This window comes from Hyphobacterium vulgare, assembly GCF_042643335.1.
Taxonomy (GTDB): Bacteria; Pseudomonadota; Alphaproteobacteria; order Caulobacterales; family Maricaulaceae; genus Hyphobacterium; species Hyphobacterium vulgare.
The window spans coordinates 96,228-108,703 of record NZ_JBHRSV010000002.1; the positions used below are offsets into that span (position 1 = coordinate 96,228).

The 12,476-nt window shown below is 65.4% G+C and carries 9 protein-coding genes; 2 read left to right on the forward strand and 7 right to left on the reverse strand.

All coding sequences use genetic code 11. The features are described from left to right. Nucleotides 1–18 precede the first annotated feature (18 nt). A complete protein-coding gene (locus tag ACFOOR_RS04495; protein WP_343165016.1) occupies nt 19–588 on the reverse strand; it encodes a type 1 glutamine amidotransferase domain-containing protein in 570 nt (189 codons plus the stop codon). A gap of 165 nt (nt 589–753) precedes the next feature. On the opposite strand from ACFOOR_RS04495, the gene ACFOOR_RS04500 reads away from it, so the two are divergent. Further along, nucleotides 754–939, forward strand: a complete 186-nt coding sequence (locus ACFOOR_RS04500; protein ID WP_343165015.1) for a hypothetical protein — start codon at nt 754–756, stop codon at nt 937–939. Here the strand turns inward: ACFOOR_RS04500 and ACFOOR_RS04505 are convergent. The 6 genes from ACFOOR_RS04505 to ACFOOR_RS04530 form a co-directional block, all read right to left on the reverse strand. Next, complete coding sequence (locus ACFOOR_RS04505; protein ID WP_343165014.1) at nt 936–2,486, reverse strand: GNAT family N-acetyltransferase; 1,551 nt, start codon at nt 2,484–2,486, stop codon at nt 936–938. The genes ACFOOR_RS04500 and ACFOOR_RS04505 overlap by 4 nt on opposite strands. After that, nucleotides 2,483–3,331, reverse strand: coding sequence for an N-carbamoylputrescine amidase (gene aguB, locus ACFOOR_RS04510; RefSeq protein ID WP_343165013.1), 849 nt, complete (start codon nt 3,329–3,331; stop codon nt 2,483–2,485). The genes ACFOOR_RS04505 and aguB overlap by 4 nt, the downstream gene beginning before the upstream one ends. A gap of 9 nt (nt 3,332–3,340) precedes the next feature. Next, nucleotides 3,341–4,591, reverse strand: coding sequence for a serine hydrolase domain-containing protein (locus ACFOOR_RS04515; RefSeq protein ID WP_343165012.1), 1,251 nt, complete (start codon nt 4,589–4,591; stop codon nt 3,341–3,343). Between the two features lie 3 nt (nt 4,592–4,594). Continuing rightward, complete coding sequence (locus ACFOOR_RS04520) at nt 4,595–5,614, reverse strand: agmatine deiminase family protein (RefSeq protein ID WP_343165011.1); 1,020 nt, start codon at nt 5,612–5,614, stop codon at nt 4,595–4,597. Nucleotides 5,615–5,654: 40 nt separating this feature from the next. Further along, a complete protein-coding gene (locus tag ACFOOR_RS04525; RefSeq protein ID WP_343165010.1) occupies nt 5,655–7,223 on the reverse strand; it encodes an alkaline phosphatase D family protein in 1,569 nt (522 codons plus the stop codon). A gap of 141 nt (nt 7,224–7,364) precedes the next feature. Continuing rightward, nucleotides 7,365–10,559, reverse strand: a complete 3,195-nt coding sequence (locus tag ACFOOR_RS04530; RefSeq protein ID WP_343165009.1) for a TonB-dependent receptor — start codon at nt 10,557–10,559, stop codon at nt 7,365–7,367. Between the two features lie 328 nt (nt 10,560–10,887). Between ACFOOR_RS04530 and ACFOOR_RS04535 the strand changes: the two genes are divergently transcribed. Continuing rightward, nucleotides 10,888–12,450 carry an ArnT family glycosyltransferase gene (locus ACFOOR_RS04535; RefSeq protein WP_343165008.1) on the forward strand — a complete coding sequence of 521 codons (1,563 nt, stop codon included), beginning with the start codon at nt 10,888–10,890 and terminating at the stop codon, nt 12,448–12,450. The last annotated feature ends 26 nt before the right edge of the window (nt 12,451–12,476 follow it).

Genomic DNA, 12,476 nt, shown 5'->3' on the forward strand with positions numbered 1-12,476 from the left:
AGACCGATCGCCGGTCAGTCAGACCGACTGCGCCTGCGCAGCGTGTCTGCCTTCGCCGATCTCCTCGACCAGCTTGTCGCAGAAAGCGTTGAGGTCTTCCGGCGTCCGGCTGGTGATCAGGCCATCATCGACGACAACTTCTTCGTCGACCACCTTGGCTCCGGCGTTTTCCAGATCGCAGCGGATTTTGTCGACCGAGGTCATTGTCCGTCCACTGACCACATCGGCGTCGATCAGCACCTGCGGGCCGTGACACATCGCGGCCACCGGCTTTTTCTGCGTGAAGAAGTCGTGCACGAACCGGCGCACCGTCTCCTCGCGGCGCAGCGCATCGGGCGAGAACAGGCCGCCCGGCACGTAGAGCGCATCGAAGTCTTCGGCCTTGACGCTGTCCACCGTGCGGTCGACCAGCACGCTGCGGCCCTTGTCGCGATGGCGGTTGGCTTCGATCTCGCCGGATTTCAGCGAAACGATGATGGCTTCGCCGCCGGCGGTCTCGATCGCCTCCTTGGGCTGGAACAGTTCGGCTTCCTCGAAACCGTCTGCGGCGAGAATGGCGACGCGGCGTCCTTGAGCACGTTCAGTCATTGGGGAGGTCTCCTTCGAATACCGATCCCCCAGCCTGCCGAATCAACGTCCCGGCATGGCCTGCGTTCCGGCCCCGAAGCGCCGAAATGCCGCCATTTGCAGCCGCTAACCGGATTTTAGCGGAGTCGGGTTAGGGTCTCCGCTCAAGGTGCGGAGACGTGCGTGATGTCTGTGCGTTTTGCCTTTCTGACCCTCGCCGGCGCGATCGTGGCCCTTGGCCTCTCCGTCGCCGCGGTCAGCCTTACCCAGGGCCTGATCGACCAGGCCATCGCCTTTGCCTGGCCGTCGCTCGGCGCAGCGCTCGCCGCGGGCCTTGCCTGGCCGGCGGTGCGCAATTCCTCGGCCGCCTAGCCGCGGTCCTTCCAGGTCACCTTGTAGAGGTCGAAACGCCGGTCGTGCAGATTGCGCACCGTGCCCGTATGGCGCGCCGTGACCAGCTCGTCGAGCCGCAGATCGGCTACCGCGATCGTCTCGACATTCTCCGTCGCCACCGCGGCCAGCCCGTCGCGCGCGAACGGGAAGTCGCACGGCGTGATCACCGCGCTCTCGGCATAATTGATGTCCATGTTCTCGACACCCGGCAGATTCCCGACATTGCCGGAGGTGACGACATAGACCTGGTTCTCGATGGCCCGGGCATGCGAGCAATAGCGCACGCGCAGATGACCGGTCCGGTCATCGGTCGCGTAGGGCACGAACAGGATGCGCGCGCCCTCGTCGGTCAGCCGCCGGGCGAGTTCGGGGAATTCGCTGTCATAGCAGATCAGCACCCCGATCGGTCCGCAATCGGTCTGGATCGAGTGAACTTCGTCGCCGCCCTTGATATTCCACCAGAATTTCTCGTTCGGCGTCGGGTGGATCTTTTCCTGCGCATGCACCGAGCCGTCGCGCAGGAAGATGTAGGCGACATTCTGGATCTCGCCGTCCTCGGTCCGTGTCGGATGCGAGCCGCCGATGATGTTGATGTTGTAGCCGACGGCCAGCTCGCTCATGAATTCGCGGAAACGCGCCGTATGCCGGGTCAGCGCGGCGATCGATTCCGCCGGCGACAGCTTGCGCTTTTCCAGCGCCAGCAGCGCCACGGTGAACATTTCCGGGAAGACGCAGAAATCCGCCCGGTAGTCCGAACACACATCGACGAAATATTCGACATTGCGCTCGAACTCGTCGAGCGTTTCCACGGCGCGCGCCTGGAATTGAACGGTCGCGACGCGCACCGTGTCCTTCGCCGCCTGCCAGGGCTGGTCACTGCTGGCGGCGACATGGCCGGGATTGCGCCACACCATCAGCGAGGCGTGGCCGAGACTGTCGCGGTCCTCGGTGTAATAGTTGTGGATGATACCTTCCGGCTCGAACCCCATCCGCATCTGGAAGGAGGCGACCGGATCGCGCGCCTGCTTGGCCCGGACCGCGTCAAGATAGGCTTCCGGCGTACCGTATTCCCTGATCTTGCGCCTGAGCCCCGGCAGCCGTCCGCCGAACACGATACCCTTGAGGCCCAGCTCCTCGCACAGCCGCCGCCGGGCATCGTAGAGCCGCTGGCCGATGCGGATCCGGCGGACATCGGGATCGACAGCGACCTCCGCGCCATAGAGCCAGTCGCCATTGGGATTGTGCCGCGAGAGATAGCCGTGGCCGGTGATCCCGTCGAGCGTGTGGGCGTGGTCGAACGCGGCCGCCTCGTCGATGATGAAACTCGAACACCAGCCCGCCAGCCGGCCATCCATCTCGATGACGATCTGGCCCTCCGGGAAGCGCGCCAGGCGCCCGCGCAACATGCCGGGCGTATCGGGTTCAAGCCCCCGATAGGCGCGTTCCTGCAGAGCGATGATGTCGTTTATGTCACCGGTATTGGCGCTGCGGATGGTGAGTTTGGGCGGTACGTTTCGCGCGTTCATTTGAACCAGGGTCTGTAGAGATCGGTGCGCCGGTCGCGGAAGAAGCCCCAGGCCGCGCGGTGGCGGTCGAGGAAATCCCGGTCGAATTCGGCCGTGATGACGCCGCTGCCGGTGCGTCCCAGCTCCGACACGACCTCTCCAGAATGATCGCAGATGAAAGAAGTTCCGTAGAAGGACTGCCCGTCCTCGTCGCCATAGCGGTTGGCGGCCACGACCGGCATCACATTCGATACCGCATGCCCCTGCATCGCCCGGCGCCAGCGGGCCGCCGTGTCGAGGCTGTCATCATGCGGCTCGGACCCGATCGCGGTCGGATACATCAGCACCTCCGCGCCCATCAGCGCCATGATCCGGGCGCTTTCCGGGAACCACTGGTCCCAGCACACGCCGACGCCGACGCGGCCATGCTTCGTCTTCCAGACCTTGAAGCCGGTGTCGCCGGGCCGGAAATAATACTTCTCCATATAGCCCGGCCCGTCCGGGATATGGCTCTTGCGGTAGGTGCCCATCACCTTGCCGCCGGCGTCGATCATCACCAGCGAATTGTAATAACGCGGCCCGTCGCGCTCGAAGATCGACACAGGAATGGCGATGTCGAGCTCGGCAGCGAGCGGCTGCAGCGCGGTCACGCACGGATGCTCCAACGCCGGATAGGCATGGGCGAACCAGTGCTCTTCCTGCGTCTTGCAGAAATAGTGATTCTGGAAGAGTTCGGGCGGCAGCACGATATGCGCGCCCTGGCTGGCAGCCTCGCGCACATGCCCGGCCACGACCGCGATATTCGCGGCCATGTCGGTGCCGAAGGCGGCCTGGATCGCCGCAACCTTGATCAGATTCTTTCCCATCGAAGGGGTCTAGTCCTCGTCGAGCTGATCGAGCCAGTCCGCCGGCCCGTCCACCATCCGCAGATCCATCAGGGTCGGGAACAGCCACCAGGGGGCGTCACCGTCCATGTTCCAGAGACCGACATAGGCGAAGCCGGTCTCCGGTTCCATATAGATCTGTGCGCCGTAACCCGACAGATAGCCCGAATGGGTCAGCAGTGTCTGGCCGTTCCAGTCGTAGACGCGCCAGCCGAGGGCGTACCAGGTGTTGTCGATGCGCTCGCTCAAGCGGTACAGCCGACGCGTCTGCGACGGCGTCTCGCCCTGCGGCGTGTGCACACGATCGAGCACCGATTGCGGCAGAAGGCCGGACGTGCCGAGCTGCGCCTGCGCCCAGGCGATCATGTCGTCGATCGAGACATTGACGCTCGCCGCCGCCGGGACGCTGTCATAGACGGTGTCCGGATCGCCGGGCAGCGGATTGCCGTCATCGTCGCGGTCGCGGCGGCGGTGCGGGCGCGCCCAGCTGTCGCTGGCGCGCATGGCCGCAGCGCCGACTGTCGCCGTGTGCATGCCGACCCGGTCGAACAGATAGGCCCGCAGAGCGGTCGAGAAATCGAGCCCGGCGGCTTGCGCCGCGATCACTTCGAGGCTGGCATAGGCGACATTCTGATAGGTGTAGCACTCCCCCGGCGCACAGGCGGGGCGCAATGTGTCGAGCCGCTGGCGCAGCAGGGAGACATTCTGGCCGCCCTCCATCTGCCGGTCCATGGCGTGGCTGGGCAGGCCGGTCCGCATCGACAGCAGCTGCAGGGCGTTGGCCTGCTGCCCGCGCGGCAGCGGCAGCAGCTCGTTGGGGACAGGCTGGCTCAGATCGAGCCGGCCTTCATGCTCGAGAAGCGCCAGCAGGGTCGCCGACATCCCCTTGGAGACGGAGGCAGCGCGAAACAGCGTGTCGCGGCGGATCGGGCGGCCGGACCCGGCTGCTTCCTCACCGCCGACATAGACCAGGACCGGTTCGCCATGCTCGAGAACGGCGACCGCCAGGCCAACCGTTTCCTGACGCGCCATGACCTGGTCGAGACGTTCGCGGAAGGCGTCGAGATAGATTGTTTCGCGAGGCAGGCCGGAAAATGCGTCAATCTCGGCCGGCGACAGATAGACGGCACTCGACGCCGTGGTCAGCGGGCCGCTGGCAATGACCTGCGCGGCATGCTGCGCACCGGCCGTCCCGCAAGCCCAGACAGCCGCGGCCACACCCAGTACACAACGCGAAAACATGATCTATCCCCTTCCCTCCGGTACATGGCAGGTGACGCAGTGGAACGACCCGCCACCCGACAGGATATGCGAAGACGGGCTCGCAATCACCTGCCTATCTGCGATCTGTGCCTGCAAGACGCGGACCGCCTCGTCCCCGGACGGGGTGCCATAGGTCGGAAGCACGATGTTTTTCGGCCCGACGACCCAGTTCATGTGCGAGGCCGGACGCACCTCGCCCTCCGCGTCCGTCACCAGGCCCGGCGAGGGAATCCGGATGACTTTCAGGGGCCGGCCCGTGGCGTCGCGCATCCTTGAAAGCTGTTCGGCGCAGGTGTCGAGCACCTCGGCCTGCGGATCGTCATCGCCAGCGGCCTCCTGGCAGACAATCACACCCGGCGCGATGAAGCGCGCGACATTGTCGATATGCCCGTCGGTGTGGTCGTGCAGCAGCCCGTCATCGAGCCAGAGCACCTTCTCCACGCCCAGCGCCTCCTTCAGGAGCGCGGTGACCTGGGCCTCGCCGAGCCCGGGATTGCGGTTGGCATTGAGCAGGCATTGGCGGGTCGTCAGCACCGTGCCCTGCCCGTCGAATTCAAGCGCGCCGCCCTCGGCGATCAGCTCGACCGGGCGCATCACCGCCCCGGCGGCTTTCGCCACCACCGCGCCGACCTTGTCGTCGCCCGGCAGTTCATACTTGCCGCCCCAGCCGTTGAACCGGAAGGACACGGCGATCAGCTTGCCATCGCGCCAGCCGAAGACCGGCCCGGTATCGCGCGTCCAGACATCGCCATAGGGCGCGCGAAGGATGTCGACCGCGTCGCCCATCGCAGCCCGCACCGAGGCCTCGGTCTCCGCGTTCGCTGCCAGCACCGTCACCGGCAGGGTGTGACCGGCGTCATTCCTCTCCATCATCAGCGACAGAAAAGCCGCGAATTCGGCGCGCGCCGGCTCGAGATTCTCGAGCCAGAGATCGCCGTCCGCCGGCCAGCATGTGAACACGCGGGCCTGCCGCGCGGTCTCGATCGGGATGCGTATTGTCATGCCGCGCTCCCTAGCATTTCCCCGGTCCCGGCGGGAGGGGTCACACGCGTTGCGGGCCGGGTCGTCCGGCCTCGATCACCCAGCGCGCCTGGTCACTCGCCGCGCCCTGGTCGCGCCGGGCCACGCCGTCCACCACGCGCTGCGCCACCTCGGTCCGGTCACGGCTGAAATCGGCCATGCCATAGCCTCGCTGGCGGTCATCCATATGCAAGATGTGCGGATTGTTCGGCAGCATCGCATTGAACAGGTTGTAGGAATAGGAATGCGACGAAATCGACGTGGTGACGAATTCCGACGCGATCACCGCCGAATCCGGATCGTCGTAATCGGCCTTCACATTCGCCGCCCAGTGGCAGTGCATGTCACCGCCGAGAATGACGGTGTTGGGATTGCGGCCGCCGATGATGTCGGTCATCCGCCGGCGCGCGATCGGGAAACCGTCCCAGCCATCGGTATACGCCGCCGGCGTGCCGTCCGGCAGGGTCTGGTTGAGGCGCGAGAACAGCGTCGCCTGCACCAGCACGTCCCAGCGCGCCGTGCCGCGTCCGAAATTGCGCCGCAGCCATTCCTCCTGCTCGCGGCCGAAATAGGTCTGGTTCTCGTCCTGGAAGCCCGGACAGGTCCGCGGTTCGAGATGGCCGCCGCGATCCTCCGGCGAGGGGCAGGGATCGGGCGTGCGGTATTGCCGGCCATCGGTCAGCCAGAACTCGACCAGATCGCCCCACACCGACGAACCCCAGGTGCGCATCTGTCCGGCCGCGGTCACCACCGACCGGCCGCGCAGCGGCAGATGCTCGAAATAGGCCCGGTAGGCCGCGATGCGGCGCTGGCGGAATTCGTCGAGCGGGACGTGCGGCTCCTCGGCGACGTCGCCGGCATAATCGTTGTCGACCTCGTGATCGTCCCAGATGAACAGCCACGGCATCGCCGCGTGCGCCGCCTGCAGATCGCGGTCGAGCTTGTAGGCGGCATGGTGCAGCCGATAGCCCGCGAGATCATAGGGCTCCGGCGCCGGGTGGCGGCGGACCTGCGGCCCCCAGCTCGATTCGTAGATATAGTCGCCGGTGTGGATCAGCACGTCGGGGTTCTGCGCCACGATGTCCCGGTAGGGCGTGTAGAAGCCCTGCTCATAGTGCTGGCACGACACCCACACCGCCCGAAGCCGGTCCAGCGGCGCGCCGAATTCGGGGGCCGTCCGTGTACGCCCGGTCGGGCTGTCCGCCCCGCCGGCACGGAAGCGGTAGTGAAACTCGCGGCCTGCCGGCAGGCCGTAGATCTCGGCGTGAACCGCGTGGGCACGATCCGGGCGGCTCATCAGGCGCTGGCTGCGCACGACGCGGCGGAAATTCGCGTCTTCGGCGACCTCGAGCAGCACCTCGACGGGTTGCTCGCCGAGCCCGCCCGCCGGATCGAGCGGCAGCGGCGCGAGCCGGGTCCAGAGCACGAAACCGTCCGGGGTCGGATCGCCCGACGCGACACCGAGGCTGAACGGGTCACCGGGCATTGGCCCGGTCTGCGCGATCGCCGTGCCCCGCCAGGGCTGCACGAAGCCGGCCGCCGCGGCGGCGAAGGCAGATTTGAGGGCCAGACGGCGGCTGATCGGCAGCATCGGAACTCTCCCCGTATATTTCCTCACTGATACCAGTCCTGCCACGGTTGCGCGACAAGCCAGCGACAGTGGTTGCACAAAGAAAAGGGGCGGCCCGAAGGCCGCCCCGATCCAGTCTCGTCGAGACTGCGCTCTGAGTAATTAGAACTCGTAGCGCAGGCCCATGCGGACGGTCCAGAAGGACACGTCGCCAACCACGCGCTCCGGGGTCGGAGCGAAGAAGTTGGTGTAGGTGTAGCGGCCGTCAGCACCCAGCTGACCGTCGACCACGCCGATACGCTGCGGGAAGCCGGCCTGGGAGATGATGCCCCAGTCTTCATTGATCAGGTTGCCGATGTTTTCGACGACCAGGAAGGCCGAGGAGGTGTGACCCGGCAGAATGCCGCGGAATTCCTGCTCGAGACGCAGGTCGAACTTGTTCGACCAGCTGCCTTCTTCGCCGTTGCGCTCCACGATCTGACCGCGAGCCAGGCCATACTGGTTCACGAAGGCGTCGAACGCCGCCTGATCGAAGTTCGGCCCGTAGATCACGTTCGGGTCGTTGGCCAGCGGCACGTAGAGGAGGTGCACGTATTCCTGACCGTCACCGAACATGTTCGAGTTGGTGTTGCCACCGAAGGTCCAGGAGTACGGGCGGGCCTGGAAGGCCTGACCGAACAGCGTGGCCCGCGACATGTACTCACCGAAGAAGGCGCGCTGCCAGGAGAGACGCATCGTGAAGCGGTGCGGGATCTCGTAGTTGGACGTGGCTTCGGTCGGGTTGTTGATGTCGCTGGTCGCGATGTTGACCCAGTTCGAGAACGCCACCGACGAGGTCATCGGGTTGACGTCCGTCGAGTCGACATAGGCATAGCCCAGGTTCAGATCGATGTCGTTCGCGAACTCCTGCTGCAGGATCGCGGAGAACACGAACTGGCTGCCGCCTTCGGAGTTGGTCAGCAGCAGGTCATTGTCAAAGCCGCGATAGGTACAGGCGGGGTTCGGAGCCGCAACGGTGCCGGGATTGGCGACGCAATCGGGGTCCGAACGGTCGATCCGGCGGTAGACCGGACGGCCGTCAGCCGCGGCGGTGCCGACTTGCTGGAGCGCGATGTCGCGGACCAGGACGCCGTCACGCGACTGCGAGTACAGCACATCGACGAGCAGGCGGGTCTGATCTTCGAACTGCATGAAGGGCATGTCGAAGTCGTAGGTCGCACCGATGGCGAACTTCCACTCCGACGGGGTTTCGAAGTTCGGGTCGATCGCGTTGACCGTCGAGTTCGCGGTGCCGGTGGCGACGCCATCGAACAGGTCCTGCGGGATGCCCCACAGCGGGCGGCCCTGACCGCCTTCGTCCTGCACGTTGGTGACCGCGTTCAGGTCGACGTTGAACGCCAGCAGCTGGATGTTGGTGATGCCGTCGTTGGAGTAGCTGTTCGACACCCAGACGTTCGGGTTGCCACCCGAATACAGGCCGAGACCACCGCGGACCGAGAGGGCGTCGTTGACATCCCACTCGAAGCCGAGGCGCGGCTGCAGCAGGTCGACGCCGTCGAGGTTGAACGTGTTCGAGAAGCCGTTGCGAGCGAGGAAGTTGGCGTTCTCGTTCGGACGGTCTTCCGACGTGTACCACTCATAACGCAGACCGGCGGTGATGTTCACATCCGGATGCGGACGGAACTCGTCTTGCGCATAGAGGGTGTGGACGTCGTAGGCGAAGCTGGCGCCCGCGTCGGCCGGATTGTTCGTGCCCGCGGCGTTGCCGTAGTAGACGCGCGCGGCCAGACCGTTCTGGAAGTCCGTGATGTTGTTGAAACGGAACTCGCCTTCGGTGTGCTGGACGAACAGGTTGAAGATGTCGAACGTCAGACGCTCGTAACCGGCCGTGATCAGGTGGTCGTTGAAGTCGTACGAACCGGCCAGCCGGATCTGCAGCGTATCGTAGTTCAGCTGGTTCGAGTGACGCGAGTCGTCGGCGCCCAGATAGATGGTGTTGGCGCCATCGCGGATCTGGATTTCACCGATGTCGGTGCCGTTCACCGAAGCCTGCTGGAAGTCGACGCTGTTGTAGGCGACGCGCACTTCCGTCGAGAAATTGTCCGTCCAGTCCGAGAAGACCTGGAGGGCATAGGCTTCGAGCGGAGCCGCACCCCGGTCATACAGGTGGTTCTCGTACTCGAACTCGTTGTTGTCACCGTCCGACTCGGTGCGGTTCAGACCTTCGGAATAGTTGTAGGTGAGCGACGCGCGGTGATTGTTGGTGATGTTCCAGTCGAGACGGATCAGGTACTTCTCGTCCAGCGCCGCCGCAGACTGCGGAATGCCGCCCGGGTTGAAGCCGTACGTGGTCTGGGCGATGTTCAGGATCTGGTCGTATTCGGCCTGGGTGAAGCCCGTGACCTCAACCGTGGCGCCCGAACCTTCCGGCCCGCGGAAGAACTGGTTCACGCCCTCGAAGCGCTCATAGGCGCCGTAGAAGAACAGACGGTCCTGGATGATCGGGCCGCCGAAGGCAAAGCCGTAGCGCTGCTCGTCGAACGGCTCCGCTTCGGCACCCTGGAAGTTGTCGTCGGTGTAGTCGAAGAACAGCGAGCCGGTGAACTCGTTCGTACCCGAACGCGTCACGGCGTTGATGTTACAGGCGGTGAAGCCGCCATACTGGACGTCGAACGGCGCCAGCTCGACCGACACCTGGTTGATGGCGTCATACGGGAAGGGCATGCGCTCGGTCGGGTAACCGTTCGAGTTCAGGCCGAAACCGTCATTCAGGCCGATGCCGTCGACAGTCAGCGAGTTGAAGCGCGGGTGCGCGCCGGCGCACTGGATCGAGTCGTTGAACGACTCGTCGAGATAGACGCGCGGGTCGAGACGGACGATGTCCTTCAGGTCGCGGTTGATCGCCGGGGAGTTGGCGAGGTCCGCGGCGTCGAACACGGCCGACGGGCCGACGGCGACGTCGGCGGTCACGAGACGCGAACCGGTCACGACGATCGTGTCACCCGAACCGGATTCCAGCGAAATGCTGACCGACAGCGGATTGCCCAGCTGCGCGAACAGGTCTTCCGCCTGGCCGCCCTGATAGCCGGCCGCCGTCGCGATGACGATGTAGGGGCCGCCCGGACGTAGGCCGCGGGCGCTGAACGAGCCCGACGAGCCGGTCGTCGTCGTCGACGACGTGCCGGTCGGCTGGTGGATCACCTGCACGGTGGCGCCGGAGATCGGCGCGCCGGAGGCATCGACGACCGAGCCACGGATTTCCGTGGTGGTCACCTGGGCGTGAACCGCCGCGGTGGACGCCATCGCGACGAGCGCTGCCGTCGCGGTGGTGTAGGAAAGCTTCTTAAGAAGAGACATTACGGGTGGTCCCCCACTCTCGACCAAAATGGACGGGGCGCAATGCCCCTTGTTGACGCGGCGGCAATTAGGCCCGGCCCTCAACACTTGCGTGACAGGTTTGTGAACGTTTTGCGACGCTCGCGGGAGCGTGTCTGGATAAGGCAATCAGGGCAAAGCCGGGGTGAAATCGGATTCCATAATCCACACAATCGGATTCCGGTTCGGCTGCGACAGGCGGCCGCACCGGACCGGCACGGAAACGCCGGGTTGACGCGGTCTCGCGGAACCGCGATTTCTGGCGGGCTGCGGCGAAAATGCGACACCCGTCCGCAGGGGGGAGAGCGACGTGACACAGGCGGGGCATCCGAATGATTCCACCGGCCGGACCTGGCTGAGAGCCGGGCTGGTTTTCATCGCCGCGCTCACATTGCTTCGGATCACCCTGCTCGCCTTCAGCCCGGTCGATCTCTACCCCGACGAGGCGCAATACTGGGTCTGGTCGCAAAATCTCGACTGGGGCTATTTTTCCAAACCGCCGCTCATCGCTTGGGTCATCTCGGCCTCGACCTCGCTTCTCGGCGTGACGGATTTCGCGATCCGCCTGCCCTCGAACGTCTTTCACGCCTTCACCGGTCTGTTCCTGCTGCTGGCCGGCAGCCGGCTGGAGACTCCCCGGACCGGTTTCTGGGCCGCCGTCATCTACCTCACCATGCCGGGGGCCTGGCTGTCGGCCGGCATCATCTCGACCGACGCGGTCCTGCTGACCTTCTGGTCGGGCGCACTCTATGCCCTCATCCGGTTGCGGCAGGGCAGCGGATGGGCGAGCGCGATCGGACTCGGCATTGCGGTCGGCCTCGGCTTCCTCGCGAAATACGCCATCATCTATTTCGCCATCGGCACCGGTCTCGCACTGGCACTGGACCCGCCCGCCCGGCGCGCCCTGCTGTCGCTGAAGGGGCTCACCGCCGGCGGCATCGCCCTCGTCTTCCTGCTGCCGAACATGCTTTGGAATGCCGCCAACGACTTCGCCACGGTCCAGCACACCGCGGACAATGCGAACTGGGACGGCAACTATTTCCATTTCGCCGAACTCGCCGATTTCATCGGCGCGCAATTCATCGGCTATGGCCTCGCCCTGTTCGGTACATTGCTGGCGGGCTTCTGGCTGGCCCTGAAACGCCCTCTGGCGATGGACGGCAACAACCGGCTCTTCCTCGTCCTGTTCTCGCTTCCCATCCTTCTCGTCGTCTCGGCCCAGGCCTTCATCAGCCGCGCCCACGCCAACTGGGCGGCGGCGGCCTATATCGCCGCCAGCCTTCTGGTCGCCGTGATCCTGCTGTCGGGCCGTCCCTGGCGGCGCTATGTGCTCTATGCCTCGGTCGCCGTCAGCTGCGCGGTGGGTATCGTCTTCACCAGCGTCGCGATGTCGCCGCCACTGGCCGAGACGCTGGGCTTGTCGAATGCCTTCAAGCGCGTGCGCAACTGGGAGGAGACAGCAACCGCCATCGCCGACGCCGCCAATGCCGGTGATTACGATGGCGTGCTGTTCGACGACCGCAACGTCTTCCACGAGATGCAGCGCTACGGCTCCGGCATTCAGTCCGAACTCTTCATGTGGCAGCGCTTTGCCGCGCCGCACAATCACGCCGACCAGACCTGGCCGCTGCCGCTCGACTATGACGGCATTGTGCTCGTGGTCTCCCACCGACCGCTCGATACGCATCGCATGCGCGAGGATTTCGAGACGTTCGAACCCGCCGGCGAGATCCGGATTCCGGTCGGCGGCGGGCGCGAGCGCGTCTTCACCCTGTGGCGTGCCCGGGGCCATCAGCGGATCGAGCGCACCGAGGCCTATGAGCTGCGCTGGGCCGAGGAAGACGCCCGGCGCATCGCCGCTGGGGAAAACTGAAATCGACTTTCACCCGGTTTCGTCTG